This window comes from Streptomyces sp. NPDC057136 (assembly GCF_042670885.1).
Classification (GTDB): Bacteria; Actinomycetota; Actinomycetes; order Streptomycetales; family Streptomycetaceae; genus Streptomyces.
Genome location: NZ_JBHUUV010000010.1, coordinates 85,459 through 106,298 on the forward strand (window position 1 = coordinate 85,459; position 20,840 = coordinate 106,298).

Here is a 20,840-nt window from a genome sequence, read left to right on the forward strand (position 1 = left end):
CACCCGAGGGGCGGGAACCGTAGGCAGCAGCGACAGAACCGACGATACCGGCGGAGATCGGCGCCCCTTCGGCCGGGCCGGTTCCAGCAGGTGGCAGGGAGGGGACGGGCCGAGGGCGAAGGCGTCCGAGGGAGTGGCCGCCCTACGGCAAGGTGGCGGCCCCCGGGCCGGGGACCGCCACCTCTGCGGGCGTTCCGGGACGGCAGTCGCTGTCCCGGTCAGCCGGTGCTCACGCCTTCGGGGCGCGGGCCGTCTTCTTCGCGGCGGGCTTCTTCACGGCGGCCTTCTTCGCGACGGGCTGCGCCGCCGTCTTGGCCGTGGCCGTCTTACGGGCCGGAGCGGCCTTGGCCGCCACCGTCTGCCTGGCAGCCGTCTTCCGGACGGGCTTGCGGGCCGTCGGCACGGCGGCTTCGCTGATCCGGTCCGCTCCCAGGATGCTCTGGAGGAACTTCCCGGTGTGGCTGGCGGGCACCGACGCGATCTGCTCGGGGGTGCCTTCGGCGACGACCAGACCGCCTCCATTGCCCCCTTCGGGACCCATGTCGATGACCCAGTCCGCGGTCTTGACGACATCGAGGTTGTGCTCGATGACGACCACCGTGTTGCCCTTGTCGACCAGACCCGAGAGCACCGTGATCAGCTTGCTGATGTCCTCGAAGTGCAGACCGGTGGTCGGCTCGTCCAGGACGTAGACCGTGCGGCCCGTGGAGCGCTTCTGGAGCTCGCTCGCCAGCTTCACGCGCTGTGCCTCACCACCGGAGAGCGTCGGCGCGGACTGCCCGAGCCTGACGTATCCGAGGCCCACCTCGTTGAGCGTACGCAGATGGCGGGCGATCGTCGGGACGGCCTCGAAGAACTCGAGCCCCTCCTCGATCGGCATGTCCAGCACCTCGGCGATGGACTTGCCCTTGTAGTGGACCTCCAGGGTCTCCCGGTTGTAGCGCGCTCCGTGGCAGACCTCGCACGGGACGTACACGTCCGGCAGGAAGTTCATCTCGATCTTGATGGTGCCGTCACCGGAGCAGTTCTCGCAGCGGCCCCCCTTGACGTTGAAGGAGAAGCGGCCCGGCAGATAGCCGCGCACCTTCGCCTCCATCGTCTCGGCGAAGAGCCGGCGGACATGGTCGAAGACTCCGGTGTACGTGGCCGGGTTGGACCGCGGCGTACGGCCGATCGGCGACTGGTCGACGTGCACCACCTTGTCGACGAGGTCGTCGCCGTCGACGCGGGTGTGCCGGCCGGGCACCGACTTGGCGCCGTTCAGCTCGCGTGCCAGGTGCGTGTAGAGGATGTCGTTGACCAGAGTCGACTTTCCCGATCCGGAGACACCGGTGATCGCGGTGAGCACACCGAGGGGGAAGGAGACGTCGATGTCCTGGAGGTTGTTCTCCCGGGCACCGTGCACCGTGAGCTGCCGCGTCGGGTCGACCGGGCGCCGGATGCCGGGCATCGGGATGGCGCGCTTGCCGGCCAGATACTGGCCGGTGATCGACTCCTTGTTGGTCAGCAGGTCCTTGAGCGAGCCGGAGTGGACGACCTTGCCTCCGTGCTCACCGGCGCCGGGGCCGATGTCGACGACCCAGTCGGCGACCTTGATGGTGTCCTCGTCGTGCTCGACGACGATGAGCGTGTTGCCCATGTCGCGGAGCCTGACGAGGGTCTCGATCAGCCGGTGGTTGTCCCGCTGGTGCAGTCCGATGGACGGCTCGTCCAGTACGTACAGGACGCCCACCAGGCCGGAGCCGATCTGGGTGGCCAGCCGGATGCGCTGGGCCTCGCCACCGGACAGGGTGCCCGCGGCGCGGTTGAGCGAGAGGTAGTCCAGGCCGACGTCCACGAGGAACTTCAGCCGCTCGTTGACCTCCTTGAGCACCCGCTCGGCGATCTTCTTGTCGCGGGCGTTCAGCTTGAGGCGGCCGAGGAAGTCGGCGCACTCGCTGATCGACATCGCGGCGACCTGGGCGATGGACTTCTCCATCACCGTCACCGCGAGGACGAGCGGCTTGAGCCGTGTGCCCTCACAGGTCGGGCAGGGCACCTCGCGCATATAGCCCTCGAAGCGCTCCCTGCTGGAGTCGCTCTCGGCCTCGGAGTGACGGCGCTTCACGAACTGCACCGCCCCTTCGAAGGAGGGGGTGGTGTACGCGCGCTCGCGTCCGTACCGGTTGCGGTAACGCACCTCGGTCTGGATCTTGTGGCCGAAGAGCAGGGCCTTCTTGGCGCGCTGGGGCAGTCCGGCCCAGGGGATGTCCGTACGGAATCCGAGGGCTTCGGCGAGTGCGCCGATCTGCCGCCCGAAGTACTCCTTGGTGTGTCCGTGCGACCAGGGGTGGATCGCGCCCTCGTCGAGGGACTTGTCCTCGTCCGGGACGATCAGCTCCGGGTCGACCTCCATGCGCGTACCGATACCCGTGCAGTCGGGGCAGGCGCCGAAGGGCGAGTTGAAGGAGAAGGAGCGGGGCTCCAGCTCCTCGAAGGAGAGGTCGTCGTACGGGCAGTAGAGGTGCTCGGAATACATCCGCTCACGCTCGGGGTCGTCCTCGGGGAGGTCGACGAAGTCGAGCACGACCATGCCGCCGGAGAGACCGAGCGCAGTCTCCACGGAGTCGGTCAGCCTGCGCTTGGCGCTGTCCTTGACCGTGAGGCGGTCGATGACCACCTCGATGGTGTGCTTCTCCTGCTTCTTCAGCGTGGGCGGCTCGGAGAGCTGGATGGTCTCCCCGTCGACCCTGGCCCGGCTGTAGCCCTTGGTCTGCAGATCGGAGAAGAGGTCGACGAACTCGCCCTTCCGCTCACGCACCAGCGGCGACAGCACCTGGAAGCGGCTGCCCTCGGGCAGGCCCAGCACCTTGTCGACAATGGCCTGCGGCGACTGACGCGCGATGGGGCGCCCGCACTCCGGGCAGTGCGGCTTACCGATCCGGGCGAACAGCAGCCGGAGGTAGTCGTAGACCTCGGTGATGGTGCCGACCGTCGAGCGCGGGTTGCGCGAGGTCGACTTCTGATCGATGGAAACGGCGGGCGAGAGACCCTCGATGAAGTCGACGTCCGGCTTGTCCATCTGGCCGAGGAACTGCCGGGCGTACGAGGAGAGCGACTCGACGTAGCGTCGCTGGCCCTCGGCGAAGATCGTGTCGAACGCGAGGGACGACTTGCCCGACCCGGAGAGCCCGGTGAAGACGATGAGGGAATCGCGGGGGAGGTCGAGCGAGACGTTCTTGAGGTTGTGCTCGCGCGCGCCACGGACGATGAGACGGTCGGCCACGCCGGTCCGCACCTTTCTTGAGAGAAGCGGGGGAACTGAGCCCCTGTCCCAGGGTATGGGGGGCGCCACAGCGATGTAGAAGGCTTTCGACTCCGAGCGTATAGCACGCACATTCGATTTACGGCCGCGCTCCGACTCCTTCACCCGATTGAGTGGCGGAGCTAGGCTCGACCTCATGATTGATCATGTGTGCGACCTGGGCGCTGTACGCGAAGCAACCGATCGACTGCTCAACGCAACGGGCAAATTGGACAACGTTTCGCTCGCCGAGCCGTCACGACTTCCGGGGTGGAGCCGGGGCCATGTACTGGCCCACCTCTCACGTAACGCGGACGCGCTCGCAAATGTTCTCCAGGGGCGTCCGATGTACGCGAGCAGCGAAACCCGGGACCAGGACATCGCCCGTGATGCTCCCCGGCCGCTCGACGAGCAGCTGGCCGACCTGCGCGAGAGCGCGGCCGGATTCCTGCAGGCAGCGGCCGGCACCGCCGACTGGGCCCGTACCGTCACCCTGCGCAACGGCGTGACGGACACGGCCTCCCGCATCCCCTTCCGCCGCCTGATCGAGGTCGAACTGCACCACGTCGACCTGGGGATCGGCTACGAGCTGGAGGAGCTGGCGGAGGACTTGGTGACGCGGGAGAACGACTTCCTGGCGAAGCGGTTCTCCGGCCATCCCGATGTCGTCGCGACGACGGTGCTCGCCGACGGGCATACGTGGACCACGGGCGGCGGCGCCGACGGCGGGCCCGTCACGGTCCGGGGGACGGCTCCCGAGGTCCTGGGCTGGCTCTCCGGGCGCCGTGACGGCTCCGCACTGACCACGGAAGGAGGCCCTCTTCCCGCACTGCCCCCGCTATAGGCTGAGTCGTATGACGTACAGCGGAGCAGTCAAGGTCGGCGGACCTGCGGATGTGCACGAGTTGACCGACCTGATGATCTCCAAGGTCGCGGTCGGGCCGATGAACAACAACGCCTATCTGCTGCGCTGCCGGGCCACCGGCGAGCAGCTCCTGATCGACGCGCCCGCCGAGGCCGGAATCCTGCTGCAGTTGATCGGTGACGACGGCATCGCGTCCGTCGTCACCACGCACCGGCACGGCGACCACTGGCAGGCGCTGGCCGAGGTCGTGGCGGCCACCGGAGCGCGTACCTACGCGGGGCGGTACGACGCCGAGGGCATCCCGGTCCCGACCGATGTGCTCGTCGAGGACAACGACACGATCCGGGTGGGCCGCGTCGCGCTGACCGCCCGCCATCTGGTCGGCCACACTCCGGGCTCCATCGCCCTGGTCTACGACGACCCGCACGGGGCCCCGCACCTGTTCACCGGCGACTGCCTCTTCCCCGGCGGGGTCGGTAATACGCGCAAGGACCCCGAAGCCTTCGCGAGCCTGCTCCACGACGTGGAGACGAAGCTCTTCGAGCCGCTGCCGGACGAGACCTGGGTCTACCCGGGACACGGGCACGACACCACGCTGGGCGACGAGCGGTCTCACCTGCCCGAGTGGCGCGAGCGCGGCTGGTGAGCGTTCTCACCCCCTGAACACCACACCGGCCGGGGTGGGCGGAACGATCCGCTCACCCCGGCCGGTGCCGGTTGTTCTGCTTCTACGCCACGGGAGTCACCCGGTTCAGGCGTCGATGCTCTTGGTCTCCTCGTCGGCGGGCCCGGCCGTCTTGGGCGTTGCCCCGGCCTCCTCCGCCGCCGCCTGCTTCTTGTTGGCGATCAGGCTGGTGATCGTAGTGATCACCAGGACGCCGCAGATGAAGGCCAGCGAGAACGGGATGGAGATCTCGGGGACATGCACCCCGGACTCGTGGAGCGCGTGCAGCACCAGCTTGACGCCGATGAAGCCGAGGATCACCGACAGGCCGTAGCTGAGGTGCACCAGCTTCTTCAGCAGACCACCGATGAGGAAGTACAGCTGACGCAGGCCCATCAGGGCGAAGGCGTTGGCGGTGAAGACGATGTACGGGTCCTGGGTCAGACCGAAGATCGCGGGGATGGAGTCCAGCGCGAACAGCACGTCGGTGGTGCCGATGGCGAGCATGACCACCATCAGCGGGGTCAGGACGCGCTTGCCGTTCTTCTGGATGAAGAGCTTGGTGCCGTGGTACCTGTCGGCCACGCCGAAGCGTCGCTCGACGGACTTGAGCAGCCGGTTCTCCTCGAACTCCTCTTCCTCCTCACCGGCCCGCGCTTCCTGGATGAGCTTCCAGGCGGTGTAGATGAGGAACGCGCCGAAGATGTAGAAGATCCACGCGAAGTTGGCGATGACCGCGGCACCGGCGGCGATGAAGATCGCTCGCAGGACCAGGGCGATCAGCACACCGATGAGGAGCACGCGCTGCTGGAGATGCGAGGGCACCGAGAACTTCGCCATGATCAGGACGAAGACGAAGAGGTTGTCGACACTCAGCGACTTCTCGGTGATGAATCCGGCGAAGAACTCGCCCGATGCCTGGCTCTCGCCGAACACGAGCAGGCCGAGCCCGAAGAGGGCGGCCAGCACGATCCAGACGATCGTCCAGATTCCGGCTTCCTTGGTCGACACGTCATGGGGCTTGCGCCCGATGAAGAAGTCGACGGCGATCAAAGCACTCAGACCAAGAATGGTCAGTGCCCAAAGGGTCCATGAAACGTCCACTGCGCCTCCGGCAGTTCGCTACGGCTACTGATCAGCGTCGTCGCTGCCGGAGGTCTCTTCCACCGGGCCGCGCGGGATGCGCGGCCGGCCGACGCCCCGGGACCGGTCACAGTCCGTACTGACGGGAACGTCGCGTATGGGAGTACTCCCCTCCGTTCGAAGAACAGTACAGGAAACCCCAAGAGAAGGTAAAGAAAAGGGTAATGGCGTCTCTAAAGAGCCAGGTCAGGGGCGGTGGAGGGAGGCTGCTCCCCCCGTCCGGTCAGCGGCCCCCGGTGCGGCGCGCCTCGGTGACCCTGGCAAGCACCTGCTCCAGCACCCGGCTGCCCGCAGGCAGTGCCAGCGGTTCGTACGTCCACGCGTGACCGACCCAGGGATCGGCGAGATGGTCGTCTGCGACGGGGGTGATCCGCAGAAGCGAACGCCACAGAGGGTCGAGCACCGGGCCGTACGCGGAGGCGTCCTCCCGGTCGGCCACCATCAGCAGATGGACGCCCACCGAGGGCCCCTCGTCCGCCAGGTAGCGCAGCTGGGTGACGGCCCGGTCGTCGAAGCCGTGCGGGAAGTCGTTGACGATCAGCAGCTGCTCCCCGGTGTCCAGGTCCGGAGGGAGCGAGTCGGCCGCGCCGGCCCGGACGGCCATCTGTACGAGATCGACGCGCCGCGTGAGGTGGGCGAGGACCGAGGTCACTCCCCCGGGCCCGGCAGCGGGCGGCCCGGCGAGGACACCGGACCGGACCAGGGGCGCGAGCGCCGCTGCGCCGGAGCCCGCCGGGTCGATGACGTGCACGGAGAACTCACCGGCGGGATAGACGGCGAGCATCCGGGCCGCGTGCATGACGGCTGTCTCCATGGCGAGCCGGCGCAGCTGGTCCGATTCCATAAGCGTCGCCGCTTCGGAGGCCGTACGGCCGCTGTCGACCCAGATGCCGCGCTCCAGCGGCAACCGTACGAGCAGAGGGATGCGCAGTTCGGTCGCCTCGGGCAGGTGGAGGTCGCCGATGCGCAGGGCCATCGGCATCTCCATGGGCACCTGGTAGGCGTGCCAGACGGGGTTGGCCCAGCCCGCGTACGCGGCGGGGAGTGCGGGTTCGACGACGGCGGCCTCGGCGGCGAGCTGGGCGAGGTCCCGGTCCAGGGCTTCGCGGGCCCGGGACGTCAGTTCGTCGCGCTTGGCTCGGGCCGCCTCACGGGCCCGGTCGCCGGCTCCGCCGATCCGGTTGCGCGGGTCGGAAAGGGCGCGGTCGAGCTCCTGGTCCATTCGGGACTCCGCGAAGTCGACCGCGCTGCGGTACGCCGCGGTGGCGCGGGCCAGGTCCTCGAACATGCCCCAGATCTGGTTGTAGAGGCGCTCGTCCATGGACCAGCCGGTGGCGTCGCCCGCGACCGGCGTGGCCGGCGATCCCGGCGCCGTGGGCGGCGCGGTGGGAGGGGGCGGCGGGGGTGCGGTGGCCCGGCGCGGGTGAGCGTAGTTGATGGGGCCGCCCGTGGGGGGCGCTGCGGCGGGGCCCGCGGTGGCCGGGTCGGGCAGCGGTTCCGGGGGCACGGGGGCGACGGGAGGCGCGGCCGGGGGCCGCCGGTCGCCCGAGGACGGTGCGGGGCTCGCTCCGTGGCGGACGCGATCGCCGTCGGGCGTGCGGGGCGGCGGCGGGGCCACCGAGCGGGCCAGGCCCCGGGCGACCGCCTCCTGTATCGAAGCGGCCAGCTCCGCCGCCCGGGCCACTCCCTGGTCGGCGAGCATCTCGGCAAGCCCTGCCGCGTACCCCTGGCCTACGGCGCGGACCTTCCAGACGCCCCGGCGGCGGTAGAGCTCAAGGGCGGTGACGGCGGATTCGGCGTCAAGGCCGGTGAGGGTGAACGTGGCGATCTCGGTGCCGTCGAGGCCGGTGACGGCGACGAAGGGGGCGGCGACCGCGCCGAACCTCGCCGGGCCGCCCGCTCCGACGGGGAGGGCCAGCAGCACGGTGACACGGTGCACCGAGCCGGGCAGTGCGTCGAGGTCGACGGCGAGCCGGTGATCGGCGGCGGCCTGCTTGGACACTTCGAGGCCGGGCAGCTGAGGCGATCCGGGGTGGGCGATCCACTCGATTCCGTGCACCGTGCCCTGTTCGTCTCCGAGGGTGGCACCGGCCACGACGGGTGAGCCCGCCGATACCCGGATCTCCAGACGGGTCTGGGGCAAGGTGTGGTTCTGCCCCCGGACCAGCTCGGCCGTCATTGCCCTGTCCCCTCGACGATGCGTCGTTGCCGTGCGTGCGGTGCTGCCGTTGTGCGTGTGGCGCTGCTGTGCGGTGCAGTCCGGTATGCGGTGCAGCTCCCGGCGGCGGATGCCTCCGGGAGCTGCTCGTACCGATGCGTGCCAGGTCCTGCGGTGCCTACAGGTGCGGCAGGATCGAGGGCATCAGGTCCTGGAAGGTACGGCCGTTGGCCGGGTTTCCGAGGGCGGTCATCTGCCACCCGTTGCCCGCGCGGTGCACCTTCGCCATGATCTGGGCGGTGTACTGCCCCCCGCCGTCGAGCGTGTAGCGCGCGAGCTCCTGGCCGTTGGTCTCGTCGACGATGCGGCAGAAGGCGTTCTGCACCTCCTGGAACGTCTGGCCGGTGAACGAGTTCACCGTGAAGACGATCTGGTCGATGTGGACCGGGACCCGCTGGAGGTCGACGAGGATGGCCTCGTCGTCCCCGCCCGAGCCGGCGCCGCCGACGAGGTTGTCACCGGTGTGCTTGACCGAACCGTCGTCGCTGACCAGGTGGCGGAAGAACACGACGTCGACAGGCTGCTTGTCCGCGAACAGCACCGCCGAGGCATCCAGGTCGATCTCCCGGGTCCGTGAGCCGAACAGGCCGCGGCGCGGAGCCGCCTGCCAGCCGAGCCCCATCCGCACCGCGGTGAGGGCTCCCCCGCCCCGCTTCTCCAGGCTGATGGCCTGCCCCTTGGTCAGATTGACGCCAGGGCCCCCGGGCGCATTGCCCTTGGATACGTCCACCACGCGCTGTCCCCTCTCAGAGTGTCCCCGCAACCACCTGTGTGTGCGGTTGCCCCGCACCCTACGCAGTCGCACTGACAGCGCAGGAGGGCCTGGCGGCTTTTGTGTCGGTCCTGCAACACAGCGGGTTCCCTGCCGTCAGGCGAGCCCCGCCTCCCTCATCTGCCGCAGTTCCTTCTTCAGTTCGCCCACCTCGTCGCGCAGCCGTGCGGCCACCTCGAACTGGAGATCCGCGGCGGCGGCCCTCATCCGGTCCGTCATCTCCTCGATGATCCCTGCGAGTTCCGTCGCGGGCCGGTCCGTGACGACCGTGCCGTCCGGCTTCCCCCTGCCCGCCGCGGCGCCCTTGGCCGCCTTGCCGCCGAGCGCGGGGACGGGCGCCTTGGCACCCTTCGCCTGGCGGTAGCCGGAGCCGAGGAGCTGTTCGGTGTCGACCTCCTCGCGGGCGATGGTCGCGACGATGTCGTTGATCTTCTTGCGCAGCGGCTGCGGGTCGATACCGCGCTCGGTGTTGTAGGCGATCTGCTTCTCGCGGCGGCGGTTGGTCTCGTCGATGGCCTGCGCCATGGCCGGGGTGATCTTGTCCGCGTACATATGGACCTGGCCCGACACGTTGCGCGCCGCGCGCCCGATGGTCTGGATCAGCGAGGTGCCGGAGCGCAGGAAGCCCTGCTTGTCGGCGTCGAGGATGGCCACGAGTGACACCTCGGGCAGGTCGAGCCCCTCGCGCAGGAGGTTGATGCCGACCAGGACGTCGTATTCACCGGAGCGCAGTTCGCGCAGCAGCTCGATCCGGCGCAGGGTGTCGACGTCGCTGTGCAGATAGCGGACCTGGATGCCGAGCTCCAGGAAGTAGTCGGTGAGGTCCTCGGACATCTTCTTGGTGAGGGTGGTGACCAGGACCCGCTCGTCCCGCTCGGTGCGCTTGCGGATCTCGTGCACCAGGTCGTCGATCTGACCCTCGGTGGGCTTGACGACGATCTCCGGGTCGACGAGTCCTGTCGGGCGGATGATCTGCTCCACGAAGCCGTCGCCGCGCGAGAGCTCGTACTTCCCGGGGGTGGCGGAGAGGTAGACCGTCTGATCGATCCGGCCGAGGAACTCCTCCCACTTCAGCGGGCGGTTGTCGAGGGCGGAGGGCAGCCGGAAGCCATGGTCGACGAGGGTCCGCTTACGGGAGGCATCGCCCTCGTACATCGCGCCGATCTGGGGCACGGTGACATGTGATTCGTCGAGGACCAGGAGGAAGTCCTCGGGGAAGTAGTCGAGGAGGGTGTTGGGGGCGGTGCCGGGTGCGCGGTCGTCGAAGTGCATCGAGTAGTTCTCGACGCCGGAGCAGGTGCCGATCTGGCGGAGCATCTCGATGTCGTACGTGGTGCGCATGCGGAGCCGCTGGGCCTCCAGCATCTTGCCCTGCTTCTCCAGCTCGGGGAGGCGCTGTTCCAGCTCCTTCTCGATGCCCCTGACCGCCTTCTCCATGCGCTCGGGGCCCGCGACGTAGTGGCTGGCGGGGAAGACGTGGAGGGACTGGTCCTCGCTGATGACCTCGCCGGTCAGCGGGTGGAGGGTGGAGAGCGCCTCGATCTCGTCACCGAACATCTCGATGCGGACGGCGAGCTCCTCGTACACCGGGAAGATCTCGATGGTGTCGCCCCGCACCCGGAAGGTGCCCCGGGTGAACGCCAGGTCGTTGCGGGTGTACTGGATCTCGACGAAACGGCGCAGCAGCTGGTCGCGGTCGATCTCGTCGCCGACCTCGAGCTGGACCATCCGGTCCACGTACTCCTGGGGCGTACCGAGGCCGTAGATGCAGGAGACGGACGCCACGACGATGACGTCACGCCGGGTGAGCAGCGAATTCGTCGCGGAGTGGCGCAGCCGCTCGACCTCCTCGTTGATCGAGGAGTCCTTCTCGATGTAGGTGTCCGACTGCGGTACGTACGCCTCGGGCTGGTAGTAGTCGTAGTACGAGACGAAGTACTCGACGGCGTTGTTGGGCAGGAGCTCGCGGAACTCGTTGGCGAGCTGGGCCGCGAGCGTCTTGTTCGGCGCCATCACCAGCGTGGGGCGCTGCAGCTTCTCGATCATCCAGGCGGTGGTCGCCGACTTGCCTGTGCCGGTCGCGCCGAGCAGGACGACGTCCTTCTCATCTGCGCGGATGCGCCGCTCCAGCTCCGCGATGGCCGCGGGCTGGTCTCCGCTGGGCTGGTAGGGACTGACGACCTCGAAAGGCGCCACCGAACGTTCGATCTTCGAAACGGGCCGCATGCAACCACCGTACGACCCGGCACTGACAACGGGGTCGGATCACCGGTTCCGTGGCGGCCGGGAGCCTCGTCCCGCGGGTGTCCGGTGCAGTGTGTGTCTGCGCTGGGCGGGGATGCCGGGCCGCCGGCCCGTCCCGCGGAGCCCCGGCCGGTACTCGTTCCGGTCCGGGGTGCCCATGACCACCAGGGGGTCGAACATCACGATCGCCCCGGCGAGCACCAGGAAGCAGAACGGGCCGACCAGCATCGGGATGAGCAGAGTGGCGGGGTCGTCGCCGCCCGCGGTCACGCCGGATCCGACTGCGGGGTGGAGATGCACGCTGAGCGCGGCCATGCCGGTGTAGTGCATGCCGCTCACCGCGACGCCCATCACCACGCTCGCGCCGAGGCTGGGCAGGAAACCGTGGATGGACACGGCCGCCCAGAGCGCCGTCGTCGCCGCCACCCCGGCGATGACGACGGAGAGGGCCACGGTGACCGTGTCGTACTCGAACTGCCCCTGGAGCCGCATTCCGGCCATTCCGAGGTAGTGCATGGACGCGACGCCGAGGCCCATGATGATGCCGCCGGTGATCAGTGCCATGCGGGTCGCTCCGCGGTAACCGACAATGAAGATGCCGATTCCGACCATCACGATCGCCAGAGCCAGGCTGGCGAACGTAGTGGGCTTGTCGTAGCCGACCGGTGCTTCCCGAACGGTGAAACCCATCATCGCGACGAAATGCATCGTCCAGATGCCGGAGCCTATGGAGGTGGCACCCAGCGCCAGCCAGCCGGCCTTGAAGGAACGCTCGGTCCGCAGCGACCGGGTCGTGCAGCGCAGCCCCAGGGCCGCGCCGAGGCAGGCCATGAGGAAAGCCACGACCGGGGTCACGAGGCCGTAGCTGAATCCGTCAATTGTGCCCTGCATGCTGGTAAGCCCTTCGCGGAAGCCCGGGTTCGGGGGGGTGCCCCAAAGGGCGAGGCCCGACAGGCAAACATAGGAATCGCATGGTATCGGCATGGAATCCCGCCTGTGATCCGGTACCGCAGGTTCCGTTCACGTAGTGGCCATCGCTGCCCTGTTCTCCGTTGGTGATCGGCTGCCACGCTCGATGGGCCCGCACCTCCGACCGCGAGGAGAACCCGTGTCCGTACGCACCGTAACCGTCTCGACGACTGTCGCCGCTCTGCTCGGCGGCAGTGGTCTGCTGCTGACCGCTTCCCAGACACAGGCTGCCGGCTCGCACGACGCCCCGGTCGTCTTCGCGCACCGAGGTGCTTCGGCGTACGCCCCGGAGAACACCCTGGCCGCCGTCGACGCGGCGGACGACCTGGACATCGACTGGGTCGAGAACGATGTACAGCGCACCCGGGACGGTGTCCTGGTCGTCATGCACGACACGAACCTCAAGCGGACCACCGACGTCGAGGAGCTCTTCCCCGACCGCGCGCCCTGGGCGGTCAAGGACTTCACGGCCGCCGAGATCGCGAAGCTCGACGCGGGCGGCTGGTTCGGAGCGCGGTACGCGGGAGCCCGGGTCCCGACGCTGGAGCAGTATCTGCACCGGGTCGAGCGCAACGACCAGAAGCTGCTCCTGGAGATCAAGGCCCCGGAGACCTACCCCGGCATCGAGAAGGACACCCTTCAGGTCCTGCGCAACGAGGGCTGGCTCAACCGCCACCACGTCGAGCACAAGCTGATCATCCAGAGCTTCGGCGCGGACAGCGTGAAGCGGGTCCACACGCAGCGCCCCGATGTCATCACCGGATTCCTCGGCACCCCGGCCGTGGGCGATCTGCCGTCGTACGCGGCGTTCACCGACCAGATCAACCCGTCCCACAGCACGCTCAGCCTCGGCTACGTGGCAGCCGTTCAGGCGCTGAAGGGTGCGCACGGCAAGCCGCTCCAGGTGAACACCTGGACGGTCAACGACGCGGCGACCGCGGCCAAGGTCGCCGGCTTCGGCGTCGACGGCATCATCACCAACAACCCCGACGTGGTGCGGGACGCCACCCGCTGACGAGCCGGGGCGGCGGGCTGACCGGCGGACGGACCGGGCGTTGTCAGTGCCCGGTCGTACCGTGGTCGGCATGAAGAGCACCGAGCAGGATGTGCAGTGGTCCGCAGTCGCGAGCGACATCGGACCACTGCTGCTTGTCGCGACCGGCACCGGGCTGGTGAGCGTGATCTTCCATGCCCGTCCCGCGGTGCGGGAGAAGGCACTCGGGCAGCTGGGGGCGCGGTTCGGCTCGGCGCCGGTGGAGGCGCCGCCCGGTTCCGCGAGGCTGGCCGAGCCGATACGCCAGTTCGCGGCGTACTTCGCGGGTGAGCTGCGCGCATTCACGCTGGACCTGGACTGGTCGCTGACGTCCGGCTTCAACCGCGAAGTGCTCCGGGAGCTCGCGTCCGGCGTGCCGTACGGGACCGTCGTCGGGTACGGGGAACTGGCGAGACGGGTGGGGCAGCCGGGGGCCGCTCAGGCCGTGGGGGCCGCCATGGGATCCAATCCGCTGCCGGTGGTGGTGCCGTGCCATCGGGTCGTGGAGAGCGACGGCGGGCTCGGGGGCTTCGGCGGCGGGCTGGAGACCAAGCGGCAGCTGCTCGCGCTCGAAGGCGTCCTGCCGCAGCCCCTGTTCTAGGCCTTGCGCGTGGCCCGATGCTGTTCCGGGCCCTCGCGCGCCGGCGCCACGGGGTGCGGAAACCGCTTTCGTACCCGCGTACGAGCTGGCACACTGCGCCAGTGAAGAAGGCTCTCTCCGCACCTACGGTCACGGTTTCCGACCTGCCTGCCCTGCAGCGCCGGACGTCCGCCGTTCTCATCGCCAGTCAGATACTCGGCGGCCTCGGCGTGCCCATCGGTATCGCCCTGGCCCCGGTCCTCGCGACGGAGGTGAGTGGTTCCGAGGCCCTGTCCGGTCTCGCCCCCACCGCCTCGGTGGCCGGCACGGCGCTGCTGTCGCTGCCGCTCGCCGCGCTGATGACCTCCCGGGGCCGCCGCCCCGGCCTCGTACTCGCCTACCTGATCGGCGCGGTCGGCGCGAGTCTGGTGGTCCTCGCGACCGTCGTGGACAGTTTTCCGCTGCTGCTGCTCGGCATGGCCGGTTTCGGGGCCGGCTCGTCGGCCAATCTTCAGGCCAGATTCGCCGCCGCCGACCTGGCGGAACCGGACCGGCGCGGCCGGGCGATCTCCACCGTCATCTGGGCCACCACGATCGGCTCCGTCCTCGGCCCCAATATCGCGGCGCCCGCGGGCCGGGCCTTCCGGGACACCGCCATCCCCGAGACGGCGGGCCCGTTCGTGTGGGCGGCAGCCATCTTCCTGCTCACGGGTCTCGTCGTCGCGGTGCTGCTGCGCCCCGACCCCCTGCTCACCGCGCGGGCGCTGGCTCCTGCCGGCACCCAGACCGCGGCGAACCGCTCGCTCCGCGCGGGCGTCGCCGCGGTGCGCGCCTCGCCGATGGCCCGGCTGGCGCTGGTGACCGTGGCCGTGTCCCACACCGCCATGGTCTCGATCATGGTGATGACCCCGGTCCACCTCGGCCATCACGGGGCGGGCATCCAGCTGATCGGCCTGGTGATCAGTGGACACATCGCGGGCATGTACGCGTTCTCGCCCGTGATGGGCTGGCTGGCCGACCGTTTCGGCCGGCTCTCCGTCATTGGTCTCGCCGTCGGCCTGCTGTCGTGTGCCGCGTTGCTGGCCGGCACCGCCGGTTCCAGCCACGGCCGGACGGCGGCCGGTCTGTTCGTGCTCGGGCTCGGCTGGTCGGCCGGGCTGGTGGCCGGTTCCGCGCTGCTCACCGACTCCGTACCGCAGCCCGCCCGCGCCGCCGTGCAGGGTCTGTCGGACCTGACCATGAACACGGCGGCGGGCATCGGCGGCGCGGTCGCCGGAGTGATCGTCTCCCAGTGGAGTTACAGCTGGCTGAACGTGGTCGGCGCCTGTCTGCTGCTGCCGATGGCCGCGCTCGCCCTGCGGCGGGTGCTCACCAAGCCGACCGCCGTAGCGGACGGGGCGTCGGACGAGGCGTCGGACGGGCCCGCCGAGGTGTCCCTATCCACCGGAGCCTCGGACAAACCCTGACGCTCCTGAGGCTTCAGCGGCTCCTGAGGCTTCAGAGGCTTCAGAGGCTTCAGAGGCTGATGTGGTACGCCTTGCGCAGCGTCTCGTGGACGGTCCAGGTCGTACGGTCACCCTCCCGCAGCACACAGGCGTCCCCGGGCCCGATCTCCAGCGTCTCGCCGCCCTCGACCGCGACCGTCGCCCGCCCGCTCACCACCACGAACAGTTCGTTGGCCTCGGTGTCGGTGACCACGCCGGGCGTGATCTGCCAGATTCCGCGCACCTGCTTCCCGTCGGGGGACTCCCACAGCACCTTGCCGCTCACCACCGGGTCGCCCGAGACCACCTGCGCCGGGTCGAGGGGGTCGGGTTCGAGTTCGGCGTCCGGGATGTGCACGGCGAAGGAGGCGGGAGCTTGATCAAGTGTCGTCATGGCCGGTCACCCTAGCGAGCGGCCCGCGACGGGCTGCCCTCAGGGGACGCCAACGCCCTTCCTGTGGTTTGCGGCCACCCCGCACGCGACAGGGATGGGGCATGCCACACAACACACCGGAGCACACTCCCGAGGACGGCGCCCGACGTTACGAACCGGCGCTCTCCGTCGAGGTCCGAGACGCTCTCGCCGCCCACCGCCCCGTCGTCGCCCTCGAGTCGACGATCATCGCGCACGGCCTGCCGCGCCCCCGCAACCTCCAGGTCGCCCTGGAACTGGAGGAGCTCGTACGCTCCGCCGGGGCCGTCCCCGCCACGATCGCCGTACTGGACGGCCGGGCCCATGTCGGCCTGGACAAGACGCAGTTGGAACAGGTCGCCGGTGACCCGGCGATGCGGAAGCTGGGCCACCGGGACCTCGCACCCGCGCTGGCAACGGGTGCGAGCGGGGCTACGACGGTGTCCGCCACGGCGTTCCTGGCGGCCCGGGCGGGACTGCGGGTGTTCGCGACCGGTGGGCTCGGCGGCGTACACCGGGAGTGGACCGAGACCCAGGACGAATCGGCGGATCTACGGCTGCTCGCACGCATCGGCATCACCGTGGTCTGCGCCGGGGTGAAGTCGATCCTGGACGTTCCGGCCACGCTCCAGCGCCTGGAGACACTCGGGGTCGGCGTGCTCGGCTTCGGCACCACGCACTTTCCCGGCTTCTATCTCAGCAGTTCGGGCGAGCCCGTCGACTGGACGGTGCACACCCCCGAGGAGGTGGCGGAGGTGATGCGGGCCCGGGAAGCGCTCGGCGGGCCGGAGGCGGCGCTGATCGTCGCCAACCCCGTACCGGAGGAAGACCAGCTGGATCCTGCGGTCCACGACCGGGTGCTGGCCGACGCACTCGCCGCATGCCGGGAGCGCGGCGTCGTGGGGCAGGCCGTCACGCCGTTCCTGCTCGACCACCTGATGCGGCACACCGAAGGGGCCTCCCTGGAGGCCAACTTGGCCGCGGTACGCGGAAATGTGGCCCTGGCCGCCCGTATCGCGGCAGCGTCGGCACGGTGAGCGGCGGCGGCACTGCGAGCGAGGGCGGCACGGTGCGCGAGGGCGGCCTGCTCGTCGTCGGGGACGTGGTCACGGATGTGGTGGTGCGGCACGGTCCGGCGCCGGTTCGGGGTACGGACACGGCGGCGCGGATCAGCACGCTGCCGGGCGGGGCCGGGGCCAACGTGGCGTGCTGGGCGGTGCGTTCGGGGTGCCATGACGTGCGTCTGCTGGCGCGGGCCGGCGCCGATTCCGCGGCCTGGCACCGGGAGATCCTGCACCGCGCCGGGGTACGGGCCGAGCTGGCCGTGGACGAGGAGGTGCCGACCGCCACCGTGGTCGCGCTCGTCGACGGCAGCGCCGAGCGCACCTTCCTCACCGACAGCTGCGCGGTGCTGCGCCTCGCCCCCGCCGACTGGTCGCCGTCACTGCTCGACGGCATCGGCCATCTCCACCTCTCCGGCTACCTCCTCTTCGCCCCGACGAGCCGGGCCACCGCCCTGCTCGCCCTGCGGGAGGCGCGGCAGCGGGGCATCCCGGTCAGCGTGGACCCGGCCTCCGCCGGATTCCTCACCGGACTCGGCGTCGACCGGTTCCTGGCCGCCGTCGAGGGGGTGGACCTGCTGCTGCCGAACGCGGACGAGGCGTGCCTGCTCACCGGTCTGCCGGAACCGGCCGACGCGGCAGCGAAGTTGAGCCGCCACGCCCCCCTGGTCGCGGTCACACTCGGCGACCGCGGCGCCCTGCTGGCCGCCGGGGGAACGGTGACCGCTCGCGTCGCCGCCGTGCCGGTCCGGGAGCCGGTCGACTCGACGGGGGCGGGCGACGCCTTCACCGGCGGCTTCCTCGCCGCGCGCCTCGCCGGGGCGGACGATACGGAGGCTGCCGCGGCGGCCTGCCGGGCGGGAGCCGAAGCGGTCACGACAGTCGGCGGGCGCCCGGCGCAGCACGAGAGACCCTAGGGGGTGTCCAGCCCGGACCAAGCCGGGTGGAGCGGGTCATCGGCCCGTACCACCGCGTCCGCGCGATCGGCGGGCGTCACCTCGTCCTCGTATCGCGCGAACGCGGGCAGGGTCCACCGCTCGCTCTCCTCGGTGCGGCGGCGCAGTGCGCCGGGCGAGAGCCGCACATGGACGCTCAGGTCGAACGGGAACCAGTGCCCGAGCAGGAACGGGCCGTGCACGACGACCACCCCGCCCTCCGGCAGGAGTTGGTACGGGCTCCTGGTGGCCCGGTCCTTCACCGGGTCCCAGAGGTCGGGCAGCACCCGCCCGCTGCCGCCCGCCTCCAGCGGCCCGAACACCTCGCGCCACAGCGCTCCCGTGTCGAACCAGCCGTCGAAGTACGAGTCGGGGTCCTCCTTGCCGTACTCGTACCGAAGACTGGCCGGGCGCAGGAAGCCGCTGGTGGAGACGGCGAGTACTGAAAGGCCCCGGCTCCTCAGCGCCGCCGCGACCTGTTCGGCGAGCTCACCGGTGCGGGCGGCCGGGGCACCGTCAACGGCGATCTTGAGCCAGGGCCCGCCGTCGGACGGCTTCAGCGTGTCGGCGTGTACGGCGAGGGCTTCGGCCAGCCGGTCCCAGGTGATCGGTTCGAGTCGCACCGCTCCATCATCCCCCGGCCGCCGCACGGCCGGCCGGTCTCACCCGCAGTCCACCGCCTCGGCGTCGTCGGAGAGCGCGCGGCCCTCGGGAAGCAGGTAGGTCACCCACAGGACGACCGGTTCCGGGCCGGTGTTGCGCCCGATGTGCCGGTGTCCGGACCCGGACGGCTCGATGAACGAGGTGCCCGCGGGCGTCACCTCGACCGAGCAGTCGCTGAGCGTACGGGTCAGCGTCCCCGACTTCACCACGGCGATCAGCTGACCGGCGTGGGTGTGCCAGCCGGTGGAGCCGCCCGGCTCAATGGTGATCGTCCGGAAGGTCACATCGGCGCGGCCCTTCGGGCTCGCCACCTTCAGCTTGCCCGCCGACGTTCCCTTGGCGACGACCGTGCCGCTCACCCCGCTGCCCGGTGTCGCGGTCGCGGCCGTCGGCACGAAGCCGAGCGCCACCACGCACACACCGACGAGCACAGCCCTGCGTACGCCTCCACGCTGTCCCATGGATGACCCCTCATTCTCCACTTGTGGCCGAAATGGCTACGCTACGCGGGAGTTGGCTGGCGGGATCCCTTCGGTGCGGGGTCATTCACCGCGGATCTCGGCGGCGAGCGGACTGTCGCCGGACACCGCGATCCGTCCGTCCTTGACCGCCTCGGCAAGAGTCACTTCGCCTCGCCCCAGCTCCAGACACAGTTCGGCGTCGAGCGCGAGACGGGCGTCGGGGCGCTCCGCGGGGCCGTAGCCGTACACCTCGGCCGCCGGCTCGCCCCCACTGGTGCGTACATGGAACTCGCCCTCGTCGAGGGTCACTTCGACCACACCCGCATGGGTCAGGCCGTCCATGGCGCGCAACAGCGGCAGGGCGAACCAGTGCGCACGCACCGCGTCCGTCGGGCGGCGCTCGTCCAGGGCGTGCGCCCCCCACGCCGAGAGGGCCGTCAGGACCGGCAGCAGGCCGTGGCCGCGTTCGGTCAGCTCGTACACCGAAGCGGGGGCCGGTGGCGGCAGCCGGCGGCGCACGGCCAGGCCGTTCTGCTCCATGTCCTTGAGCCGGGAGGCCAGGACATCCGTACTGACGCCCGGCAGATCGGCGTGCAGATCCGTGTACCGACGTGGGCCGCCCAGGAGTTCACGGACGATCAGCAGCGTCCACCGGTCGCCGACGGAGTCGAGGGCGCGGGCGGAGGCGCAGAACTGGTCATAACTCCGGCGGCGGACCGGTCGTGCTGCCGGCTGTGGCTGACGTGGCATGCGACGCAGTCTAGACATGTTGTTGGACTTTCCAAGCCCGAACTTGGTAAAACCAAGTATCGCAATCGTGTCGGGGAGGCACCGCATGGAGTTCCGGCAGTCCAGCAAGCTCAACGAGGTCTGTTACGAGATCCGGGGCCCGGTCATCGAACACGCCAACGCCCTGGAGGAGGCGGGACACAGCGTGCTCCGGCTGAACACGGGCAACCCTGCGCTCTTCGGCTTCGAGGCTCCCGAGGAGATCGTCCAGGACATGATCCGGATGCTCCCGCAGGCACACGGCTACACCGATTCGCGCGGCATCCTGTCGGCGCGACGTGCTGTGGCGCAGCGCTATCAGGCGATGGGGCTGACCGACGTCGGCGTCGACGACATCTTCCTCGGCAACGGCGTGTCCGAGCTCATCTCCATGGCCATGCAGGCGCTCCTGGAGGACGGGGACGAGGTCCTGATCCCGAGCCCCGACTATCCGCTGTGGACGGCGGTGACCACACTCGCGGGCGGCAAGGCCGTGCACTACACCTGCGACGAGGGCTCGGACTGGAACCCGGATCTCGCCGATATGGCGGCGAAGATCACGGACCGCACCAGGGCCGTCGTGATCATCAACCCGAACAACCCGACCGGAGCCGTCTACCCGCGCGAGATCCTCGAAGGCATCCTCGACCTGGCCCGCAGGCACGGACTGATGGTGTTCGCCGACGAGATCTACGACCAGATCCTCTACGACGACGCCGAGCACCACAGCGTGGCGGTCCTCGCCCCCGACCTGGTCTGCCTCACGTTCAGCGGACTGTCGAAGACGTACCGGGTCGCGGGATTCCGCTCGGGCTGGATGGTGGTGTCGGGCCCGCAGCAGCACGCCCGCAACTATCTGGAGGGGCTGACCACGCTCGCGTCGATGCGGCTGTGCCCCAACGCGCCCGCGCAGTACGCCATTCAGGCCGCGCTCGGCGGCCGGCAGTCGATCAGGGAACTCGTCGTACCGGGAGGCCGGCTGTACGAGCAGCGCAACCGGGCCTGGGAGAAGCTGAACGAGATTCCCGGGGTGTCGTGCGTCAAGCCGAAGGGCGCGCTCTACGCGTTCCCCCGCATCGACCCGAAGGTGCACAACATCGTCGACGACGAGAGGTTCGTCCTCGATCTGCTGCTGCGGGAGAAGATCCAGGTGGTGCAGGGCACCGGCTTCAACTGGCCGCGCCCGGACCACTTCCGCATCCTGACCCTCCCGCACGCCGACGACCTCGACGCGGCGATCAGCCGCATCGGCCGTTTCCTGAGCGGCTATCGCCAGTGAGGGCGG

Annotated in this window: 18 protein-coding genes; 8 read left to right on the forward strand and 10 right to left on the reverse strand. The window is 69.8% G+C overall.

Annotation, left to right across the window (positions count from 1 at the left end):
* Positions 1-229 precede the first annotated feature (229 nt).
* Positions 230-3,265: an excinuclease ABC subunit UvrA gene (gene uvrA / locus ACFT7S_RS15195; RefSeq protein WP_382731561.1), complete on the reverse strand. Its 3,036-nt coding sequence runs from the start codon at positions 3,263-3,265 to the stop codon at positions 230-232.
* Between the two features lie 175 nt (positions 3,266-3,440).
* On the opposite strand from uvrA, the gene ACFT7S_RS15200 reads away from it, so the two are divergent.
* The gene (locus ACFT7S_RS15200; RefSeq protein WP_382731564.1) at positions 3,441-4,127 is read left to right on the forward strand and encodes a maleylpyruvate isomerase family mycothiol-dependent enzyme; all 687 of its coding nucleotides are present in this window, start codon (positions 3,441-3,443) and stop codon (positions 4,125-4,127) included.
* A gap of 10 nt (positions 4,128-4,137) precedes the next feature.
* Positions 4,138-4,794 (forward strand): MBL fold metallo-hydrolase, encoded by a 657-nt coding sequence (locus tag ACFT7S_RS15205; protein ID WP_382731567.1) that lies wholly within the window; start codon positions 4,138-4,140, stop codon positions 4,792-4,794.
* A gap of 105 nt (positions 4,795-4,899) precedes the next feature.
* Here the strand turns inward: ACFT7S_RS15205 and ACFT7S_RS15210 are convergent, their stop codons facing one another.
* The 5 genes from ACFT7S_RS15210 to ACFT7S_RS15230 form a co-directional block, all read right to left on the reverse strand.
* Complete coding sequence (locus tag ACFT7S_RS15210; RefSeq protein WP_382731570.1) at positions 4,900-5,916, reverse strand: TerC family protein; 1,017 nt, start codon at positions 5,914-5,916, stop codon at positions 4,900-4,902.
* Between the two features lie 262 nt (positions 5,917-6,178).
* Positions 6,179-8,134, reverse strand: coding sequence for a TerD family protein (locus ACFT7S_RS15215; RefSeq protein ID WP_382731572.1), 1,956 nt, complete (start codon positions 8,132-8,134; stop codon positions 6,179-6,181).
* A gap of 157 nt (positions 8,135-8,291) precedes the next feature.
* Positions 8,292-8,906, reverse strand: a complete 615-nt coding sequence (locus ACFT7S_RS15220) for a TerD family protein (protein ID WP_362842502.1) — start codon at positions 8,904-8,906, stop codon at positions 8,292-8,294.
* A gap of 135 nt (positions 8,907-9,041) precedes the next feature.
* On the reverse strand, positions 9,042-11,171 hold the full coding sequence (gene uvrB, locus ACFT7S_RS15225) for an excinuclease ABC subunit UvrB (protein ID WP_382731579.1): 2,130 nt from the start codon (positions 11,169-11,171) through the stop codon (positions 9,042-9,044).
* Between the two features lie 39 nt (positions 11,172-11,210).
* The gene (locus tag ACFT7S_RS15230) at positions 11,211-12,080 is read right to left on the reverse strand and encodes an MHYT domain-containing protein (protein WP_382731581.1); all 870 of its coding nucleotides are present in this window, start codon (positions 12,078-12,080) and stop codon (positions 11,211-11,213) included.
* A 217-nt stretch (positions 12,081-12,297) separates the two neighbouring features.
* Between ACFT7S_RS15230 and ACFT7S_RS15235 the strand changes: the two genes are divergently transcribed.
* From ACFT7S_RS15235 to ACFT7S_RS15245, 3 genes are all read left to right on the forward strand, one after another.
* Positions 12,298-13,173, forward strand: a complete 876-nt coding sequence (locus ACFT7S_RS15235; RefSeq protein ID WP_382731583.1) for a glycerophosphodiester phosphodiesterase — start codon at positions 12,298-12,300, stop codon at positions 13,171-13,173.
* Positions 13,174-13,243: 70 nt separating this feature from the next.
* Positions 13,244-13,792, forward strand: a complete 549-nt coding sequence (locus ACFT7S_RS15240; RefSeq protein WP_382731586.1) for a methylated-DNA--[protein]-cysteine S-methyltransferase — start codon at positions 13,244-13,246, stop codon at positions 13,790-13,792.
* A gap of 101 nt (positions 13,793-13,893) precedes the next feature.
* Positions 13,894-15,237, forward strand: coding sequence for an MFS transporter (locus ACFT7S_RS15245; RefSeq protein WP_382731588.1), 1,344 nt, complete (start codon positions 13,894-13,896; stop codon positions 15,235-15,237).
* Between the two features lie 49 nt (positions 15,238-15,286).
* Here ACFT7S_RS15245 and ACFT7S_RS15250 read toward each other — a convergent pair whose 3' ends face one another.
* On the reverse strand, positions 15,287-15,649 hold the full coding sequence (locus tag ACFT7S_RS15250; RefSeq protein ID WP_382731591.1) for a cupin domain-containing protein: 363 nt from the start codon (positions 15,647-15,649) through the stop codon (positions 15,287-15,289).
* Between the two features lie 101 nt (positions 15,650-15,750).
* Between ACFT7S_RS15250 and ACFT7S_RS15255 the strand changes: the two genes are divergently transcribed.
* Together ACFT7S_RS15255 and ACFT7S_RS15260 are read left to right on the forward strand one after the other, a co-directional pair.
* Positions 15,751-16,704: a pseudouridine-5'-phosphate glycosidase gene (locus ACFT7S_RS15255; RefSeq protein ID WP_382731593.1), complete on the forward strand. Its 954-nt coding sequence runs from the start codon at positions 15,751-15,753 to the stop codon at positions 16,702-16,704.
* On the forward strand, positions 16,701-17,645 hold the full coding sequence (locus ACFT7S_RS15260; protein WP_382731595.1) for a carbohydrate kinase family protein: 945 nt from the start codon (positions 16,701-16,703) through the stop codon (positions 17,643-17,645). The genes ACFT7S_RS15255 and ACFT7S_RS15260 overlap by 4 nt, the downstream gene beginning before the upstream one ends.
* Here the strand turns inward: ACFT7S_RS15260 and ACFT7S_RS15265 are convergent.
* The 3 genes from ACFT7S_RS15265 to ACFT7S_RS15275 all read right to left on the reverse strand — a co-directional run bounded on the left by ACFT7S_RS15265 (position 17,642) and on the right by ACFT7S_RS15275 (position 19,537).
* The gene (locus ACFT7S_RS15265) at positions 17,642-18,286 is read right to left on the reverse strand and encodes a uridine kinase (protein WP_382731598.1); all 645 of its coding nucleotides are present in this window, start codon (positions 18,284-18,286) and stop codon (positions 17,642-17,644) included. The two genes, ACFT7S_RS15260 and ACFT7S_RS15265, sit on opposite strands and share 4 nt — an antisense overlap.
* A 39-nt stretch (positions 18,287-18,325) precedes the next feature.
* Positions 18,326-18,787, reverse strand: a complete 462-nt coding sequence (locus ACFT7S_RS15270; RefSeq protein ID WP_382731600.1) for a cupin domain-containing protein — start codon at positions 18,785-18,787, stop codon at positions 18,326-18,328.
* 81 nt (positions 18,788-18,868) lie between these two features.
* Positions 18,869-19,537: a winged helix-turn-helix transcriptional regulator gene (locus ACFT7S_RS15275; RefSeq protein WP_382731603.1), complete on the reverse strand. Its 669-nt coding sequence runs from the start codon at positions 19,535-19,537 to the stop codon at positions 18,869-18,871.
* Positions 19,538-19,622: 85 nt separating this feature from the next.
* On the opposite strand from ACFT7S_RS15275, the gene ACFT7S_RS15280 reads away from it, so the two are divergent.
* Positions 19,623-20,834 carry a pyridoxal phosphate-dependent aminotransferase gene (locus ACFT7S_RS15280; RefSeq protein ID WP_382731606.1) on the forward strand — a complete coding sequence of 404 codons (1,212 nt, stop codon included), beginning with the start codon at positions 19,623-19,625 and terminating at the stop codon, positions 20,832-20,834.
* Positions 20,835-20,840: the final 6 nt, after the last annotated feature.